Below are 18,904 nucleotides of genomic sequence, written 5' to 3' on the forward strand. Positions count from 1 at the left end.
ACCCAGTGAGCAACATTCCCGAGACCGGGCGGACCCAGCGGGTCCAGATCCGGCTCATCGTCATCCAGGTCCTCGTCTTCTCCCTGCTCCTCACCCTCGGCGGTCGCCTCTGGTACCTCCAGATCCGCAACGGCGACGAGTACACCGCCGAAGCCGCGGGCAACGGTGTGCAGCAGGTCGTCCAGCCCGCGGTGCGCGGCTCGATCCTCGACGCCCGCGGCGTACCGCTGGCCGACAACGAGACCCGCCTCGTCGTCTCCGCCAGCCGCACCGAGCTGCTGAAGATGAAGGACGACGGCGTCGGCGTCCTCACCCGCCTCGCCGAAGTCCTGGACATGAAGCCGAAGGACGTCCGGGACAAGGTCCGCCTCTGCGACTCCGAGACCCCCCAGCCCTGCTGGAACGGCTCGCCCTACCAGCCGATCCCGGTCACCGACGAGGCCACCACCCAGCAGGCCCTCCAGATCCGGGAGCGCGCCGAGGACTTCCCCGGCATCACCGCCGAGCCCACCGCCGTACGCCGCTACGCCGCCCCCGGCAAGGCGAGGACCTCGCAGGTGCTCGGCTATCTGTCGCCCGTCACCGACGAGGAGATCCAGAAGGCGCAGGACGGCCCGTCGCCCTACCTGCGTTCCGACCAGGTCGGCCGGTCCGGGATCGAGCGCACCTACGACAAGGAACTGCGCGGCAAGGCGGGCGTCACCCGCTACGAGGTCGACAACCTCGGCCGCGTCCTCGGCGAGGCGGAGAGCGACCCGGCCGTGGCCGGCTCCACCCTCGTCACCAGCCTCGACGCCCGCGTGCAGGCCGTCGCCGAGTACGAGCTCGCCCAGGCGATGAAGACCGTCCGGCAGGAGACCGACAAGATCACCGGCCGGAAGTACGAGGCCGACTCCGGCGCCGTCGTCGTCATGGAGTCCAAGACCGGCCGGGTCGTGGCGATGGCCTCCCAGCCCGACTACGACCCCAACGACTGGGTCGGCGGCATCTCCGGCAAGCAGTACGCCAAGCTCACCAGCAAGAAGTCCAACTACCCGCTGCTCAACCGGGCCATCCAGGGCCAGGCCCCGGCCGGCTCGATCTTCAAGGTGGTCTCGGCGAGCGCCGCCGTGCGCGGCGGACACCCCTTCAACGACCTGTACGAGTGCAGCAGCTCCTACAGCCTGGGCAACCAGACCTTCGCGAACTTCGAGTCCAAGGGCCACGGCCCCATCACCCTCGGCGACGCGCTGAAGTACTCCTGCAACACCGTCTTCTACCGCCTCGGGCACGAGGAGTGGGTCAAGGACGGCGGCATAAAGCCCAAGAAGGACGCCAAGAACTGGTTCTACACGACCGCCCGGGACTTCGGGCTCGGCTCCGTGACCGGCATCGACCTGCCCAACGAGGTCAAGGGCCGCATCCCGGACCGTCAGTGGAAGCAGGACTTCTGGGAGGCCAACAAGGACGCCTGGTGCAAGGAGGGCAAGAAGGGCGGCACCTACGTCCAGCAGATCGCGTACGAAAGCTGCCTCGAAGGCAACCAGCTCAAGGCCTACGACAGCATCAACTACTCGATCGGCCAGGGCGACGTGCTCGTCACGCCCATCCAGATGGCCACCGCCTACGCCGCCATCAGCAACGGCGGCACCCTCCACGAGCCCACCGTCGGCAAGGCCGTGATCAGCCCCGACGGCAAGACCGTCACGGAGATCACGCCCAAGGTCAGCGGGAAGCTCCCGGTCAACGCCCAGACCATCAAGGACCTCGACAAGGGTCTGCGGTCGGTGGTCGAGCCCGGCGGCACCGCCGCCTGGCGGTTCGGCGGCTGGCCGCAGGACAAGATCCCGATGCGCGCCAAGACCGGCACCGCCCAGGTGTACGGCAAGCAGACCACCGGCTGGTTCGCGACCTACACCGACGACTTCACGATCGTCATGACCATCTCCCAGGGCGGCACCGGCTCGGGTTCCTCCGGACCCGCCGTCCGCAAGATCTACGACGCGCTCTACGGCCTCGACGGCGAGGGCAACCAGAACCTGAAGCGGGCCCTGCTGCCCGAGCCGCAGAAGGCGCTGCCCAAGGTCCAGCCCGACGGCTCGATCCCCGCGCCGAAGATCAAGCCCTACGACCCCACTCCGGTCACGCCCGAGGAGCAGCCGGGAGGACAGGAACCCCAGTTGCCCCTGCCGCCCGGCGGCCAGCCCGGACTCACCGGATCACCCGCGTCCACGGGGAGGCAGCCGTAATGGCAGGTGGATTCTCCGTCTCCCGGTACGGCCCCGACGAGGGCCCCTGGGCCAAGCTGACGGCCCGCGACTCCCTCGCGCGGCGGCTGGACTGGCCGCTGCTCGGGGCCGCGCTGGCGCTCTCGTTCCTCGGCTCGCTGCTCGTGTGGTCCGCGACCCGCAACCGCGACCACCTCACCCAGGGCGACCCGTACTTCTTCCTCCTGCGGCACGCCCTCAACACCGGCATCGGCCTCGCCCTGATGATCGGCACGATCTGGCTCGGCCACCGCACCCTGCGCGGGGCCGTCCCGGTCCTCTACGGCATCTCGGTGCTGCTGGTCCTCGCGGTCCTCACCCCGCTCGGCACCACCGTCAACGGCGCCCACGCCTGGATCAAGCTGCCCGCCGGCTTCTCGATCCAGCCTTCCGAGTTCACCAAGATCACCATCATTCTCGTGATGGCGATGCTGCTGGCGGCCCGCGTCGACGCGGGCGACCAGGCCCACCCCGACCACCGCACCGTCGCCAAGGCGCTGGGCCTCGCGGCCGTCCCGATGGCCATCGTCATGCTGATGCCGGACCTCGGCTCGGTGATGGTCATGGCCGTCATCGTCCTCGGCGTCCTGCTGGCCTCCGGCGCCTCCAACCGCTGGGTCCTCGGACTCATCGGCGCGGGCGCGGGAGGGGCCGTGGCCGTCTGGCAGCTCGGCCTGCTCGACGACTACCAGATCGCCCGGTTCGCCGCCTTCGCCAACCCCGCGCTCGACCCGGCGGGCGTGGGCTACAACACCAACCAGGCCCGCATCGCGATCGGCTCCGGCGGACTCACCGGCACCGGACTCTTCGAAGGCACCCAGACCACCGGTCAGTTCGTCCCCGAGCAGCAGACCGACTTCGTCTTCACCGTGGCGGGCGAGGAGCTGGGCTTCCTCGGCGCGGGCCTGATCATCCTGCTCCTGGGCGTCGTCCTGTGGCGTGCCTGCCGGATCGCCCGCGAGACCACCGAGCTGTACGGCACGGTCGTCGCCGCCGGGATCATCGCCTGGTTCGCCTTCCAGTCCTTCGAGAACATCGGCATGACGCTCGGCATCATGCCGGTCGCCGGACTGCCGCTGCCCTTCGTCTCCTACGGAGGGTCCTCGATGTTCGCCGTCTGGGTGGCGATCGGCCTGCTGCAGTCCATCAGGGTGCAACGGCCGATGTCCGCCTGAACCCGGGCGGTCGCGGGTAGGTGTCCGTACATGGCGGACACCGAACGCGAGATCGAGCGGAAGTACGAAGCCACCGAGGACACCCGGCTGCCCGACCTGACCCGGGCCGCCGGGGTCGACCGGGCCGTCCCGCGCGGCCGGACCGAGCTGGACGCCGTCTACTGGGACACCGCCGACCTCCGCCTCGCCGCCGACGGCCTCACCCTGCGCCGCAGGACCGGCGGGGCCGACGCGGGCTGGCACGTGAAGTTCCCCGTCGCGCTCGGCGTCCGGGACGAGGTCCGCGAACCCCTCTCCGACACCCTGCCGCCCTCGCTGGCCGCGCTGCTCCGCTCCCGGGTCCGCCACGCGGAGATCACCCCCGTCGTCCGGCTGCTCACCTCGCGGGACGTCCACCACCTGCTGGCCGCCGACGGCACGCTCCTCGCCGAGGTCAGTGTCGACACCGTGCTCGCGGAGCGGCTCGCGGGGGAGGGGACCGGCACCGGCGCCGCCTGGACGGAGATCGAGGCCGAGCTGGCGGACGGGGCCGACCCGGCCGTCCTGGACGCCGTCGAGAAGCGGCTCCGCAAGGCCGGGGTGCGCCCCGCCCGGTCGTCGTCGAAGCTGGCGAGGGCCCTGGCGGAAACAGCGGCGCACCGCGACGAGCACGGCCCGGAGGCGTCCGCCGCCCCCACCGCGGGCGACCACGTCCTCGCCTACGTACACAAGCAGATCGGCACGATCGTCCGCCTCGACCCCGCCGTCCGCCGCGGCCTGCCCGACTCCGTGCACAAGATGCGCGTCGCCACCCGCCGGCTGCGCAGCGCCTTCAAGACCCACCGCAGGATCCTCGACCGCGCGGCCACCGACCCCCTCGGCGCGGAGCTCAAGTGGCTGGCCGCCGAACTGGGCCTCGACCGCGACCAGGAAGTCCTGGACGAGCGCATCGGCTCCCGCGTCGAGGCCCTGCCCGCCGCCCTGACGCTCGGCCCGGTGCGCGGCCGGCTCCGGGCCTGGTCCGCCGCCCGCCGCACCGGATCGCGCCGCAGGATCATCGACGTACTCGACGGGCAGCGGTATCTGGACCTCTTGGAGGCCCTGCACGCACTGCGCGCCGACCCGCCCCTGCGCCCCGCCGCCCGCAAGGCGCCGGGCAAGGCCCTGGCCCGGACGGTGCTGAGGGACCACCGGAAGCTCGCCCGCCGCTTGGAACACGCCCTGCAGCTCCCGCCGGGCCCCGAGCGGGACACCGCGCTGCACGAGGCCCGCAAGGCCGCCAAACGCGCCCGGTACGCGGGCGAGTCGGCCCGCCCCGCGCTGGGCAGGCCCGCCAAGCGGTTCGTCCAGCGGGTGAAGGCGGTGCAGTCCGTCCTCGGCGACCACCAGGACAGTGTCGTCGCCCGCGAGGCCCTGCGGACTCTCGCGATCCAGTCGCACGCGGCGGGGGAGACCGCGTTCACCTGGGGACTTCTGTACGGGCGGGAGGAGGCCGCCGCCGAGGCCCGGGAGCGCGAGCTGCCCGGGGTCTGGGCCCGCGCCGCGGACCCCGGACTGCTGGCGGATCTGAAGCACTGAGACGCGGGGTACGCTTGATGGTCACCCCTGCCGGCTCACGAAGGTTCGCGAGATGTCTGCCGCATCGGTCTTCCCACAGCTCGAAGCTCTGCTCCCGCATGTGCAGAAGCCCATCCAGTACGTCGGCGGTGAGCTGAACTCCACCGTCAAGGACTGGGACAGCTGTGACGTCCGCTGGACCCTGATGTACCCCGACGCCTACGAGGTCGGGCTCCCCAACCAGGGCGTCATGATCCTCTACGAGGTACTGAACGAGCGCGAGGGCGTCCTCGCCGAGCGCACGTACAGCGTCTGGCCGGACCTCGAGGAGCTGATGCGCGAGCACAACGTGCCCCAGTTCACCGTGGACAGCCACCGCCCCGTCGGCGCGTTCGACGTCTTCGGGCTCAGCTTCTCCACCGAGCTGGGCTACACCAACATGCTCACCGCCCTGGACCTCGCGGGCATCCCGCTGGAGTCCAAGGACCGTGACGTCGACCACCCGATCGTCCTCGCGGGCGGCCACGCCGCGTTCAACCCCGAGCCGATCGCGGACTTCATCGACTGCGCGGTCGTCGGCGACGGCGAGCAGGCCGTGCTGGAGATCACCGAGATCATCCGCGCCTGGAAGGCCGAGGGCCGCCCCGGCGGCCGCGACGAGGTGCTCTACCGGCTCTCGAAGACCGGCGGCGTCTACGTCCCGCGCTTCTACGACGTCGAGTACCTCCCCGACGGCCGCATCGGCCGCGTCGTGCCCAACCGGTCCGGCGTGCCGTGGCGGGTCTCCAAGCACACGGTGATGGACCTCGACGAGTGGCCCTACCCCAAGCAGCCCCTCGTCCCGCTCGCGGAGACCGTGCACGAGCGGATGTCCGTGGAGATCTTCCGCGGCTGCACCCGCGGCTGCCGTTTCTGCCAGGCCGGCATGATCACGCGCCCCGTGCGGGAGCGAAGCATCACCGGCATCGGCGACATGGTCGACAAGGGCCTCAAGGCGACCGGCTTCGAGGAGGTCGGCCTCCTGTCGCTCTCCTCCGCCGACCACAGTGAGATCGGCGACATCGCCAAGGGCCTCGCCGACCGCTACACCGACGACAAGATCGGCCTGTCGCTGCCCTCCACCCGCGTCGACGCGTTCAACGTGGACCTGGCCAACGAGCTGACCCGCAACGGCCGCCGCTCCGGTCTCACCTTCGCCCCCGAGGGCGGCTCCGAGCGGATGCGCAAGGTCATCAACAAGATGGTCTCCGAGGAGGACCTGATCCGCACGGTCGCCACCGCCTACGGCAACGGCTGGCGCCAGGTGAAGCTGTACTTCATGTGCGGTCTGCCCACCGAGACCGACGAGGACGTCCTGCAGATCGGCGACATGGCGGTCAACGTCATCGCCAAGGGGCGCGAGGTCTCCGGCCAGAACGACATCCGCTGCACCGTCTCCATCGGCGGGTTCGTGCCCAAGCCGCACACCCCCTTCCAGTGGGCCCCGCAGCTCAGCGCCGAGGACACCGACGCCCGGCTGAAGAAGCTCCGCGACAAGATCCGGGGCGACAAGAAGTACGGCCGCTCCATCGGCTTCCGCTACCACGACGGCAAGCCCGGCATCGTCGAGGGCCTCCTCTCGCGCGGCGACCGCCGCGTCGGCTCCGTCATCCGCGCGGTCTACGAGTCCGGCGGCCGCTTCGACGGCTGGCGCGAGCACTTCAGCTACGACCTCTGGATGAACTGCGCCGAGAAGACGCTCCCCGGGTTCGGCGTGGACGTCGACTGGTACACCACCCGCGAGCGCACCTACGAGGAGGTCCTGCCCTGGGACCACCTCGACTCCGGCCTGGACAAGGACTGGCTCTGGGAGGACTGGCAGGACGCGCTCGACGAGACCGAGGTCGAGGACTGCCGCTGGACCCCCTGCTTCGACTGCGGCGTCTGCCCGCAGCTCGACCTGGACATCCAGATCGGCCCCACCGGCAAGAAGCTCCTGCCGCTGAGCGTCGTGAACAAGTAGCGCCCGCTTCGGCGGCGCTGTGACGCGAAGGCCCGGTCCCGGCAACTGCGGACCGGGTCTTCGCGTCTTTCACCGCGTGGACGACAGAGAGCACCGCCAACTGGACCGGTACGCGCCCGAGACCGCCTCGAACAGGCTGCTCCGGGTCGTGGTGCGCATCGTGGTACTGGTCGTGGTCCTGCCCGTCCGGGTCGTCTGGGACCTCGCGGTCGCCGGCGGACAGGTCTGCCGCAGGGTCCTGCTCCCGCCGGCCGGCCGGGCCCTCACGGCCCTCGCCGACGGGGCGGGGTGGGTCCTGGAGCGGCTGTTCGGAGGCATCGGCTGGGTGCTGGGATGGCTGATCGGCACCCTGGTGCTCAGACCGCTGAGACGGCTGTACACCTCGGTCCTCACCCCGCTCGGCCACGGGCTGCGCTGGACCGGCACCACCCTGCTGGTCCCGGCCGCACGCGCCCTCGGAACCGGCCTGGTCCGGCTGGTCGTCCTGCTGCTCCTCCGCCCGGCGGCGGGGCTGTGGCGGTACGTGGTCGTCCCGGCGGTGCGCCACGGACTGGTCGCGCCGTCGGCATGGCTGTACGCCAACCTCCTCACCCCTCTCGGCCACGGCACGGCCTGGGTGCTGAACCGGCTGGGGCGGGCGCTCGCGGCCACCGGACGCGGTCTGGGCCCGGCGGTCGCCTGGCTGGTGACGACGCTGCTGGTCACGCCCCTCGCCCGGACGTACCGCCACCTCCTCGCCCCGGCCGGCCGGGAGATCGCCGCCGCGTTCGAGGTCGCCTGGCGGATCGCCGGGTACGTCTCCCGGGCCGTCGGCCGGGCCCTCGCCACGATCGCCCGGTACCTGATCGGCGCACCGGCCTCCTGGGCGTACCGCACGGTGTGCACCCCCGTCGGCCACTTCCTGCGCGACACGGTCTGGGCACCGGCCCGGCGCGCCGGGGCCGAAGCGGGACGGGCCGCCCGCGCGGCCCTCGCCACCGCCCGGGAAACCGTGCGCCAGGCGCGTCGCGACGCCTGGCGGGCCCTGGTCGGCACCCCGGCCGGCGAGCGGTCCGGGGAACCGCGGGGGATCCCTGCGCGTACTCTGGGTAGTACAACGACTGTCCCCAGCGCGGCGCAGGCGTCCGAGACCCCTCTGGGCGGCGATCCATTCGCCAAGCAGGGGTGAGCCGGAGCGGCACCCCGGGGGCCACCCGTATTTCGTGGGCGGCGCGCCACCGCGCCCGCCCCGCACCGAGGAGAAGAACCACTGGGCAAGCGACAGCCCGAAGGCCCGCCGCCCGCACCGGCAGTGCAGCGCATCCGCCTGCGCTACACCAAGCGCGGCCGCCTCCGGTTCACCAGCCACCGAGACTTCCAGCGCGCCTTCGAGAGAGCACTGCGCCGCTCCGAGGTGCCGGTGGCGTATTCGGCGGGCTTCACGCCCCATCCCAAGGTCTCCTACGCCAATGCCGCACCCACCGGCACGGGCAGCGAGGCGGAGTTCCTGGAGATCGCCCTCACCGAAGCCCGGGACCCCGAGGTCCTGCGCGGACTGCTCGACGCGTCCATGCCGGCCGGCCTGGACATCGTCGACGCGGTCGAGGCCCGCACCTCGGGCCTCGCCGAACGGCTCACCGCCTCCGTCTGGGAGATGCGCCTGGACGGCGTCGACCCCGAGGACGTCCGCGCGGCCGTGGCCGCGTTCGACGCCGCCGAGATCGTCGAGGTCCAGCGCAAGGCCAAGAACGGCATCCGCACGTTCGACGCCCGTGCCGCCGTGGCCGATCTGCGTGTCGTCGACGCTCCGGCCGATAGGCCGGGTGAGCGGCCCTGTGCGATACTGCGCCTGGTTGTTCGGCACGTGACACCTGCCGTGCGACCCGACGACGTCCTGTCCGGTCTCCGAGCTGTGGCCGACCTGGCGCCGCCGGTCCCCGCAGCGGTGACCAGGCTGGCGCAGGGGCTCTTCGACGAGGAGTCCGGCACGGTGACCGACCCTCTCGCGCCCGACCGCGAGGCCGCCCCGACCGCACATCCCGCGGTCGCCGGGGCAGCCGTCGCGACGGCGCCGGAAGGTGCGGGTTCCGCGTAAGGCGGTCGTTGTAGCGCAGCGCTGTGACCCGGGCGCCACCTGGGTCGGGCCGCGCACTGACCCACAAGACTTTCGCCAGGCCGTACGCACACCGCATACGGAACCGGCGAGCCAGACATCAGTTCCCGTGCGGCGCCCGCGCCCCGGACGGCGGTATCGCACCACTGCGGACCGGGCCGGACCGGAATCAGACGCGGCGCCCGGGAACACGACGGGAGAACCGCCCGCATGCCTCAGCCGAACGAACCCGGCACGACCGGGAACAACGAAGAGAACACCCCCGGGGACAAGCTGCCGCCGCGCCGCCGGCGCCGCGCCGCGTCCCGCCCCGCCGGCCCGCCCGGCGGCCCCGTGAGCGCTGCCGAGGACGTCACGCCGGCCATACCGGCCGAGGCGTCCGCCGCCCCGGCCACGGACGACACGCCCGGCGAGACGGCCGCCGAGACCGCCGCCCCGCCCGCCCGTACCCGCCGCCGCGCCGTGCGCAAGGCCACCGCACCCGCGGGCGCCCCCGCGCCGGTGGAGGCCGAGACCGCCGAGCCCGCCCCGGCCGCCGAGGCGCCCGCGCAGCCGGCCACCGAGGAGGAATCCGCCGCGCCCGCGCCGCGCACCCGCCGTCGCGCGGTCCGCAAGGCGACGTCCCCGGCCGGTGCGCCGCAGTCCGCCGAGGCCCCGCCCCGGCCGCCGAGACCCCGGCCGAGCCCGCTCCGGAACGTGCAGCCCAGGAAGAGACCGAGGTCGCCGTGGAGATCCCCGCCGAGGGCCCGGCGCCCCGCCGCCGTCGCGCCTCCCGCAAGGCCACCGCGCCCGTCGGCGCCCCGCAGTCCGCCGAGGCGGCCGTGGTCGTCGAGCCCGCCGCCGCTGCCGCGGAGCCCGCCCCGGCCGTTGAGTCCGCCGCCGAGGCGGAGCCCGCCCCGGCAGCCGCTCCCCGCGGCCGTACCCGCCGCCGTGCCTCCGCCCCGGCCGGTGCGCCCCAGTCCGCCGCGCCGGTGTCCGAGCCGGAGCCCGCCGTTGCCGAGCCCGCCGCCGAGGCCGGTGTCACCCAGGAGGAGGCGCCCGCCCCGCGCACCCGCCGCCGTGCGTCCCGCAAGGCGACGTCCCCGGCCGGCGCGCCGCAGGCCACCGGGTCCGCCGCGAGCGTCGAGGAGCCCGTCGAGGCGGACGAGGTCGAGGAGGCCGCCCCGCGCGGACGCCAGCGCCGCCGCGCCACGGCCGCCGCCGGCCGCCCCGAGTTCACGGCCACGACCGAGGAGCCGACCCGCAAGGGCCGCCGCGCCACGCGTCCCGCCGTCGCCGTCTTCCAGGCCCCGGTCTTCGCCGAGCCGATGTTCCAGACCCCCGAGACCGCGGCCGCCGCCGCTGCCGCGGCCGGTTCCGCCTCGCCGTACGACGCGGTGGACGAGGCCGAGGAGCAGCAGACCGCCGAGGCCGAGCAGAGCGCCGCGCCCGCCGAGGCCGCGCCGCAGGGTGGTTCGCGCCGCCGTCGCCGCCGCCGTGGCGAGGCGGAGACGGCCGAGCAGGCCGCCGAGACCGCCGCCCCGGCCCAGGCGCCCGCCGAGCCGTCCGCCGACGAGGCTCCCGAGGCCGAGGCGGACGAGCAGGAGGCCGAGGACACCGACGAGTACGGCGACCGCCCCTCGCGCCGCCGCCGCCGTGGTGGCCGTCGCCGTCGTCGTGGCGAGGCCCACGACACGGACGACGAGCAGAGCACCGAGGACACGCCCGCCCGTGCCGAGGAGAACCGCTCCGAGGACGAGCAGGAGAGCGGCCGCGGCCAGGCCCCGGAGGCCGCCGAGGAGAGCGAGGAGGACGAGGACTCCTCGGCCTCCGGTTCGAGCAGCAGCTCCCGCCGTCGCCGCCGTCGCCGTCGCCGCAGCGGTGACGCCGCCGTCGACACCGACAACGGCTCCGACGACCCGGAGCGTACGGTCGTCAAGGTCCGCGAGCCGCGCAAGAAGGAGGAGCGCGAGCCGGGCACCGGCTTCGACGAGGTCCAGTCCATCAAGGGCTCGACCCGGATGGAGGCGAAGAAGCAGCGCCGCCGCGAGGGCCGCGAGCAGGGCCGCCGCCGGGTGCCGATCATCACCGAGGCGGAGTTCCTCGCCCGCCGCGAGGCCGTCGAGCGCGTGATGGTCGTCCGCCAGAACGGCGAGCGCACCCAGATCGGTGTTCTCGAGGACAACGTGCTCGTCGAGCATTACGTCAACAAGGAGCAGGCCACCAGCTACGTCGGCAACGTCTACCTGGGCAAGGTCCAGAACGTGCTGCCGTCCATGGAGGCCGCCTTCGTCGACATCGGCAAGGGCCGCAACGCCGTGCTGTACGCCGGAGAGGTCAACTTCGAGGCGCTCGGCATGGCCCACGGGCCGCGCCGCATCGAGACCGCGCTCAAGTCCGGCCAGTCGGTCCTGGTCCAGGTGACCAAGGACCCGATCGGCCACAAGGGCGCGCGTCTGACGAGTCAGGTGTCCCTGCCCGGCCGCTACCTCGTCTACGTGCCCGAGGGCTCGATGACCGGGATCAGCCGCAAGCTGCCCGACACCGAGCGCTCCCGGCTCAAGACCATCCTCAAGAAGATCGTCCCCGAGGACGCGGGCGTCATCGTGCGCACCGCCGCCGAGGGCGCGAGCGAGGACGAGCTGCGCCGTGACGTCGAGCGGCTCCAGAAGCAGTGGGAGGACATCCGGAAGAAGGCGAAGGGCACCAGCGGCTCCAACGCGCCGACGCTGCTCTACGGCGAGCCGGACATGACCGTCCGGGTCGTCCGCGACATCTTCAACGAGGACTTCTCCAAGGTCATCGTCAGCGGCGACGACGCGTGGGAGACCATCCACGGATACGTCTCGCACGTCGCGCCCGACCTCACCGAGCGACTCTCCCGCTGGACCTCCGAGGTCGACGTCTTCGCGACGTACCGCATCGACGAGCAGCTGATGAAGGCGCTCGACCGCAAGGTCTACCTGCCCAGCGGCGGTTCGCTGGTGATCGACAAGACCGAGGCGATGGTCGTCGTCGACGTCAACACCGGCAAGTTCACCGGCCAGGGCGGCAACCTGGAGGAGACCGTCACCAGGAACAACCTGGAGGCGGCCGAGGAGATCGTGCGCCAGCTGCGGCTGCGCGACCTCGGGGGCATCGTCGTCGTCGACTTCATCGACATGGTGCTGGAGTCCAACCGGGACCTCGTGCTGCGGCGGCTCCTGGAATGCCTGGGCCGCGACCGCACCAAGCACCAGGTGGCCGAGGTCACCTCGCTGGGCCTGGTCCAGATGACCCGCAAGCGGGTGGGCCAGGGGCTGCTGGAGTCCTTCTCCGAGACCTGCGTCCACTGCAACGGCCGCGGCGTCATCGTCCACATGGAGCAGCCGACGTCCGCCGGCGGCGGTGGCGGCGGCAAGAAGTCCAGGAAGCGGGGCCGCGGCGGCGCCGCCCAGGACCACGAGCACGCCCACGACCACGGCTCCGACGACCACGCGTCCGCCGAGCCGGCGGAGACCGAGGCCGAACTGGCCGCCGAGGTCGCCGCCCCGGTGGCCGTGGAGCCCGAGGTCACCGCGGACGAGGAGTTCTACAGCAGCGCCGCCGAGGCCGAGGCGGCCGCCTCGCGCCGTGGCCGTCGCCGGGCCTCCCGCAAGGCGTCGGCCCCGGCCGGCACCCCGAAGGCCGAGGCGTCGGCAGCGGCCGTGGAGGCTCCCGTCGCCGAAAGCCGGCCCGAGCCGACTCCCGACACGCCCGCCGAGACTCCGGTTCCGGATTCCTCCGAGGCCGACCAGGCCGCCGAGGCTCCCGCCGAGGCCGCGCCCCAGGGCCGTACGCGCCGTCGGGCCACCCGAAAGGCCAGCGCTCCGGCGGGTTCGCCGAAGCACGCCGAAGCGGCGGAGCCGGTGCAGCCGGCCGAGCCCGGCACGGACCCGATCGCGGTGGAGGACCCGGTCGTCGAGGCGCCCACCACCGAGGCCCCGGCCCCGGCGGAGCAGGCCCCCGAGGCCGAGACCCCGGTGTCCGCCCCGCCGCGTGCCCGCCGCCGGGTGACCCGCAAGGTCACCGCTCCGGCCGGTTCGCCCACCGGGTCGGACGACGCGGAGATCGTCGTGGTCGCCGCGGCGCCCGAGACGATCTCATCCGAAACGGAGACGCCCGAGGCGAAGGCATCCGAGACGAAGACCCCGGAATCCGGTGACCGGCCGGCCGAGGCAGCCTCGGAATCCGGAGCGACGGATTCCGAGGTGTCGGAGCCCGCCCCGGCGAAGAAGACGGCCCGCAAGGCCGCCGCCAAGAAGGCCCCCGCGAAGAAGGCGGCGGCCAAGAAGACCGCCACGAAGAAAACCGCCGCCAAGAAGACGACGGCGAAGACGGCCGCGAAGAAGGCGACGAAGAAGACCGTCGCCGCCGAGCAGTCCTCGCCGTCCGTGACGGTCAACGCGCCCTCCTCGGAGAGCGAGTCGTCGGCAGGCTGATGAACCCGTAACCGGTTGTTCACTTCAGGTGTCCCGCCTCCCGCACATGGGGGGCGGGACGCCTGCTTTGTTTCAGAATTGATGCAAGCGCCGGTTAACGGGACCGAAATGCGTCAAGAAATCCCTGATAATGTGACGGCGGTTGCCACGCGTGTGAGTGTTCTTCACGAAAACTACGGATGGTGACACGGCCCGCGACACTGTCGACCGGGCCGACTTCCTCGGCAGGGCTTCGGCATGGTGCCGGTGGGGTTACGCGCGACCTCGTGAGGCGTCCCGCACCTCAGAGCTCTGCCTGGTAAAGAGCTCTTGCGGTGTTCAAGGAGGACGTCCATGACGAGCATCAACGAGCAGCCGATTCCCGCTGCTCGTCCGGTCATCGGGGAAGACGAGATCGAGGCGGCGGTACGCGTACTGCGTAGCGGTCGCGTCGTGCAGGGCCCGGAGGTCGCCGCCTTCGAGGAAGGCTTCTCGCGACTGGTCGACGGCCGGCACTGCGTCGCCGTCAACTCGGGCACCTCGGCGCTTCACCTGCTGCTGCTGGCCCTGGGCATCGGCCCCGGCGACGAGGTGATCGTCCCCTCCTTCTCCTTCGCGGCCTCCGCCAACGCGGTCCGGCTGGTCGGCGCCGACGCGGTGTTCGCCGACATCGAGCCCGGCAGCTTCGGCCTCGACCCGGCCGCCGTCGAAGCCGCGATCACCCCGCGCACCGCGGCGATCATGCCGGTGCACCTCTACGGTCACCCCGCCGCGATGGACAGGCTCATGCCCATTGCCCACAAGCACGGGCTCGCCGTGGTCGAGGACGCCTGCCAGGCCCACGCGGCGGCGCTGAACGGCACCCCGGTCGGCGCCTTCGGCTCGGGCGGCACCTTCAGCTTCTACCCGACCAAGAACATGCACTCCCTCGAAGGCGGCATGGTCTCCACGGCCGACGCCGAACTGGCCCGCACCCTGCGCCTGCTGCGCAACCAGGGCATGGAGCAGCGCTACGCCAACGAGATCGTCGGCGCCAACATGCGGATGACCGACGTGTCCGCCGCCGTCGGCCGCGTACAGCTCGGCAAGCTGGAGGGATGGACCGAGCAGCGCCGCGCCAACGCCGCCTACCTCGACGCGCACATCAGCGCCCCGGCCGTCACCACGCCACCGGTCGCCGAGGGCGCGCGGCACATCTACCACCAGTACACCGTGCGCATCCGGGGTGACCGGGACGCCGCGATGGCGAAGCTCACCGAGGCCGGCATCGGCAACGCGGTCTACTACCCGACGCCGATCCACCGCCTGAAGCCCTACTGGGAGCCGGACCAGAAGGCGGGCCGCACCTGGGACCTGCCCGAGACCGAGAAGGCCGCGGCCGAGGTCGTCTCGCTGCCCGTCCACCCCTCGCTCACCCAGGGCGACCTGGAACGCATCGTCACCGCCGTGAACGCCCTCGGGGAGAACCTGTGACCGCCGCACTCAAGGCCGGGCTCGTCGGCCTCGGCTCCATGGGCCGCCACCACGCCCGCATCCTCGCGAGCCTGGAGGGCGTCGAACTGGTCGGCGTCGTGGACCCCATGGGCGACAAGAACGGCTGGGCCCAGGGCGCTCCCGTCCTGTCCACCGTCGAAGAGCTCATCGCGCTCGGCATCGACTACGCCGTCGTGGCCTGCCCGACCGCGCTGCACGAGGAGGTCGGCCTCCAGCTCGCCGACGCCGGCGTCGGCGCCCTCATCGAGAAGCCGCTCGCCGACACCGTCGAGGGCGCCCGCCGCCTCGTCGACGCCTTCGAGGGGCGCGGCCTGGTCGCCGGCGTCGGCCACATCGAACGCTGCAACCCCGCCCTGCTCTCGCTCCGCGCCCGCCTGGAGGCCGGCGAGCTGGGCGACGTCTACCAGGTCGTCACCCGCCGCCAGGGCCCCTTCCCGCACCGGATCGCCGACGTCGGCGTGGTCAAGGACCTGGCCACCCACGACATCGACCTGACGGGCTGGGTCACCGGCCAGGCGTACACCTCGATCGCGGCGCACACCGTCTCCAAGTCGGGCCGCCCGCACGAGGACATGGTCTCCGCGGTGGGCCAGCTGTCCGACGGCACGATGGTCAACCACCTGGTCAACTGGCTGAGCCCGCTCAAGGAACGATTCACCTCGGTCACCGGCGAGCGCGGCTGCTTCATCGCCGACACCCTCACCGCCGACCTCACGTTCCACTCCAACGCCGCCGTCGCCACCGAGTGGGAGGCGCTGCGAGCGTTCCGCGGGGTCGCCGAGGGCGACATGATCCGCTACGCCATCCCCAAGCGCGAGCCGTTGCTCGTCGAGCACGAACTGTTCCGCGACGCCGTCCAGGGCAAGCCCGCCGACATCTGCACGCTGCGGCAGGGGCTGGGGACCGTCGAGGTGGCCGCCTCCCTGCTCGAATCCGCCACCAGCGGTGCCACGGTCATGATCGCGGGGGACCAGGTACGGAATCAGGGGTCCGCTCGGTGAGCACACCCGATGTCACGGTGGTCGTAGCCGTCTACAACACGATGCCGTACCTCACCGAGTGCCTGAACTCACTGGTGGGCCAGAGCATCGGTCGTGAGCGGCTCCAGGTCGTGGCGGTGGACGACGGTTCGACCGACGACAGCGGCAAGGAGCTGGACCGCTTCGCGCAGCTCTACCCGGACGTCTTCACCGTCGTCCACCAGCCGAACTCGGGCGGCCCGGCCGCCCCCAGCAACCGGGCCCTGGAGCTGGCGACCGGCCGCTTCGTCTACTTCATCGGGTCCGACGACCATCTCGGCGAAGAGGCGCTGGAGCGGATGGTCGCCTGCGCCGACGCCAACGAGTCCGACGTGGTCGTCGGCAAGATGGTCGGAACCAACGGGCGCTACGTCCACCAGAAGCTGTACACGGGCAACCGCGACGTCACCCTCGACGATTCCGAGCTCCCCTTCACCCTGGCCAACACCAAGCTCTTCCGCCGTGAACTGGTCGAGAAGCACGGACTTCGCTTTCCCGAGGACATGCCGGTCGGCAGTGACCAGCCCTTCACCATCGAGGCGTGCGTCCGGGCCCGGAAGATCTCCGTCGTCTCCGACTACACCTGCTATTACGCGGTCAAGCGCGGCGACGCCAGCAACATCACCTACCGGGCGGACCACCTCGCCCGGCTCCGCTGCGTCCAGCGGATCATGGAGCACACGGCCGCGCTGATCCCCGCAGGTCCCCGGCGCGACACCGTGTTCAAGCGTCACTTCGACTGGGAGCTGACCAAGCTTCTGCAGAAGGACTTCGCCGCGCTCGACGCCGGTACCCGCCGCCAGGTGTGCGAGGGCGTCGGCGCGCTGGTGGACGCCTACTTCACCGACGGCCTGCGGGACGGCACCGGAGTCAAGCGCCGGGTGCGTTTCGGCCTGGCCCGCAGCGGAGCCGTCGAGGAGCTGACCCGGGCCATCGCCGAGGAGACCGAGCACGGAGCACCGCCCTTCCTGCTGGAGGACGGCCGCGCCTTCGCCGCCTACCCCGGCTTCAGGGACCCGGCCGTCGGGCTCGACGACCGCTGGTACGAGGTGCTCCGCGAGACGGTGGCGGGCCGCCTGTCCGCCGGCACCCGCCTGGAGTCGGCCGACTGGGACCAGCACGGGACGGAACTGGCCTGCGTCGTGACCCTGCGGACCGGCGTCACGGGGGACACCTCCTCGGCCTTCGTCGCCCTGGCCCAGGGCGCCATGCCCCAGAGCGCCGACAAGGCCGCCGCGCGCAAGCTCCCGAAGGACGCCGCGCGCCCGAGGCGGGACGGCACGTTCACCGCCGGTACCGCGGAGGACGGCGGCACCCTGCTCACCGCCCGCATCCCGCTGGCCGCCACCCGGTCCAAGAGGGGCGTCCGCCTCTACGTGGACGTCGCCGGCTCGACGTACGAGATCCCCCTGCGCACCGAAGGGCGGCCGATGCCGCTGGCACGCCGCTGGGGGAGCGCCGATCCCCACCGTGTGGCGGCGACCACCAACACCAAGGGCCGTCTCGTGATCACGACGGCCCCCCTGTGGGAACCGAAGTCCGGCGTGGGCGCGCGGCTGCGCCGCACGCTGTCCAGGTCGAAGAGGAAGTAACCCGATGAACATCTGTGTAGTCGCGCTCGGCAAGATCGGGCTTCCGCTCGCCGTGCAGTTCGCCGCCAAGGGCCACAAGGTCATCGGGGCGGACGTCAACGAGAAGGTCGTCGAGCTGGTCAACGCGGCCACCGAGCCGTTCCCCGGCGAGCACGACCTGGACGTCAAGCTGAAGGAGACGGTCGGCGCCGGCCTGCTCTCCGCGACGACGGACACCACGGCCGCGGTCGCCGCGTCCGACGCCGTCGTGGTCGTCGTCCCGCTCTTCGTGGACGCCGAGGGCACCCCGGACTTCGGCTGGATGGACGCCGCCACCAAGGCCATCGCGGCCGGCCTCAAGCCCGGCACCCTCGTCAGCTACGAGACCACGCTCCCGGTGGGCACCACCCGTACCCGCTGGGCGCCGATGCTGGCCGAGGGCTCCGGCCTCACCCCCGGCGAGGACTTCCACCTGGTCTTCTCCCCGGAGCGGGTGCTCACCGGCCGGGTCTTCGCCGACCTGCGCCGCTACCCCAAGCTCGTCGGCGGCATCGACGAGGCGTCCTCCGCCGCGGGCGTCGCCTTCTACGAGGCCGTGCTCGACTTCGACGAGCGCGCGGACCTGCCCCGTGCGAACGGCGTGTGGGACCTCGGTACGGCGGAGGCGTCCGAGCTGGCGAAGCTCGCCGAGACCACCTACCGCGACGTCAACATCGGCCTGGCCAACCAGTTCGCCCGGTTCGCCGACCAGAACGGCATCGACGTCAAGAAGGTCATCGAGGCCTGCAACAGCCAGCCCTACAGCCACATCCACCAGCCCGGCATCGCCGTGGGCGGTCACTGCATCCCGATCTACCCGCGGATGTACCTGTGGAACGACCCGGAGGCGACCGTCGTGCGCTCCGCCCGCGAGGCCAACGCCGCGATGCCCGCCTACGCCGTCGACCTGCTGGCCGCCGCCTACGGCGACCTGGACGGCGTCGGGGTCGCGGTACTGGGCGCGGCCTACCGCGGTGGCGTCAAGGAGACCGCGTTCTCCGGTGTCTTCGGCGTCGTCGAGGCGCTGAAGGCCCGGGGCGCGGTGCCGTTCGTCTCGGACCCGATGTACACCCCGGACGAGCTGACCGCGCTGGGCCTCGTCCCGCACGAGGGCCAGGCGGTGACCGCCGCGATCCTCCAGGCCGACCACGCCGAGTACCGCGAACTGTCCGCGGCCGACCTCCCGGACGTCCGCGTCCTGGTCGACGGCCGCCGCACGACGGACCCGGCCAACTGGGCGGGCGTGCGCCGCGTGGTCATCGGCGGCTGAGCCCGGCGCACGTGGCGGCGCTCTCCCGCGGGCCCTGCCGCG

General features: G+C 72.4%; 11 protein-coding genes and 1 pseudogene. 11 read left to right on the forward strand and 1 reads right to left on the reverse strand.

The window, feature by feature from the left end; translation table 11 throughout:
• Positions 1–5 precede the first annotated feature (5 nt).
• The 6 genes from mrdA (at position 6) to KME66_RS23820 (ending at position 9,033) form a co-directional block, all read left to right on the forward strand.
• On the forward strand, positions 6–2,228 hold the full coding sequence (gene mrdA / locus KME66_RS23795) for a penicillin-binding protein 2 (protein ID WP_073216735.1): 2,223 nt from the start codon (positions 6–8) through the stop codon (positions 2,226–2,228).
• Positions 2,228–3,421, forward strand: coding sequence for a rod shape-determining protein RodA (gene rodA, locus KME66_RS23800; protein WP_073216737.1), 1,194 nt, complete (start codon positions 2,228–2,230; stop codon positions 3,419–3,421). Before mrdA ends, rodA begins: the two co-directional genes overlap by 1 nt.
• A 30-nt stretch (positions 3,422–3,451) precedes the next feature.
• Positions 3,452–4,978 carry a CYTH and CHAD domain-containing protein gene (locus tag KME66_RS23805; protein ID WP_216325727.1) on the forward strand — a complete coding sequence of 509 codons (1,527 nt, stop codon included), beginning with the start codon at positions 3,452–3,454 and terminating at the stop codon, positions 4,976–4,978.
• Between the two features lie 52 nt (positions 4,979–5,030).
• Positions 5,031–6,959, forward strand: coding sequence for a TIGR03960 family B12-binding radical SAM protein (locus KME66_RS23810; protein ID WP_073216744.1), 1,929 nt, complete (start codon positions 5,031–5,033; stop codon positions 6,957–6,959).
• A gap of 76 nt (positions 6,960–7,035) precedes the next feature.
• The gene (locus KME66_RS23815; RefSeq protein WP_216325730.1) at positions 7,036–8,127 is read left to right on the forward strand and encodes a hypothetical protein; all 1,092 of its coding nucleotides are present in this window, start codon (positions 7,036–7,038) and stop codon (positions 8,125–8,127) included.
• 123 nt (positions 8,128–8,250) lie between these two features.
• Positions 8,251–9,033 (forward strand): TIGR03936 family radical SAM-associated protein, encoded by a 783-nt coding sequence (locus KME66_RS23820; protein ID WP_216325733.1) that lies wholly within the window; start codon positions 8,251–8,253, stop codon positions 9,031–9,033.
• A 233-nt stretch (positions 9,034–9,266) separates the two neighbouring features.
• Here KME66_RS23820 and KME66_RS34130 read toward each other — a convergent pair whose 3' ends face one another.
• Positions 9,267–9,665 carry a hypothetical protein gene (locus KME66_RS34130; protein WP_253208634.1) on the reverse strand — a complete coding sequence of 133 codons (399 nt, stop codon included), beginning with the start codon at positions 9,663–9,665 and terminating at the stop codon, positions 9,267–9,269.
• Here KME66_RS34130 and KME66_RS23825 point away from each other — a divergent pair.
• The 5 genes and pseudogenes from KME66_RS23825 (at position 9,553) to KME66_RS23845 (ending at position 18,862) form a co-directional block, all read left to right on the forward strand.
• Positions 9,553–13,490, forward strand: a pseudogene (locus KME66_RS23825) (Rne/Rng family ribonuclease). The gene KME66_RS34130 and the pseudogene KME66_RS23825 overlap by 113 nt on opposite strands.
• A 333-nt stretch (positions 13,491–13,823) precedes the next feature.
• Complete coding sequence (locus KME66_RS23830; protein WP_073216755.1) at positions 13,824–14,942, forward strand: DegT/DnrJ/EryC1/StrS aminotransferase family protein; 1,119 nt, start codon at positions 13,824–13,826, stop codon at positions 14,940–14,942.
• Entirely contained in the window at positions 14,939–15,964 is a 1,026-nt protein-coding gene (locus KME66_RS23835) for a Gfo/Idh/MocA family protein (protein WP_216325735.1), read from the forward strand. Before KME66_RS23830 ends, KME66_RS23835 begins: the two co-directional genes overlap by 4 nt.
• Positions 15,961–17,574, forward strand: a complete 1,614-nt coding sequence (locus KME66_RS23840) for a glycosyltransferase family A protein (protein WP_216325738.1) — start codon at positions 15,961–15,963, stop codon at positions 17,572–17,574. Before KME66_RS23835 ends, KME66_RS23840 begins: the two co-directional genes overlap by 4 nt.
• A gap of 4 nt (positions 17,575–17,578) precedes the next feature.
• A complete protein-coding gene (locus KME66_RS23845) occupies positions 17,579–18,862 on the forward strand; it encodes a nucleotide sugar dehydrogenase (RefSeq protein WP_216325741.1) in 1,284 nt (427 codons plus the stop codon).
• Positions 18,863–18,904: the final 42 nt, after the last annotated feature.

Source organism: Streptomyces sp. YPW6 (assembly GCF_018866325.1).
GTDB lineage: Bacteria > Actinomycetota > Actinomycetes > Streptomycetales > Streptomycetaceae > Streptomyces.

What these genes read in the sequence shown, in the direction of transcription:
- KME66_RS23810 (WP_073216744.1), top strand. Translation starts at nt 5,031, where the DNA reads ATGTCTGCCGCATCGGTCTTCCCACAGCTCGAAGCTCTGCTCCCGCAT.
- KME66_RS23845 (WP_216325741.1), top strand. Translation starts at nt 17,579, where the DNA reads ATGAACATCTGTGTAGTCGCGCTCGGCAAGATCGGGCTTCCGCTCGCC.
- KME66_RS23830 (WP_073216755.1), top strand. Translation starts at nt 13,824, where the DNA reads ATGACGAGCATCAACGAGCAGCCGATTCCCGCTGCTCGTCCGGTCATC.
- KME66_RS23805 (WP_216325727.1), top strand. Translation starts at nt 3,452, where the DNA reads ATGGCGGACACCGAACGCGAGATCGAGCGGAAGTACGAAGCCACCGAG.
- rodA (WP_073216737.1), top strand. Translation starts at nt 2,228, where the DNA reads ATGGCAGGTGGATTCTCCGTCTCCCGGTACGGCCCCGACGAGGGCCCC.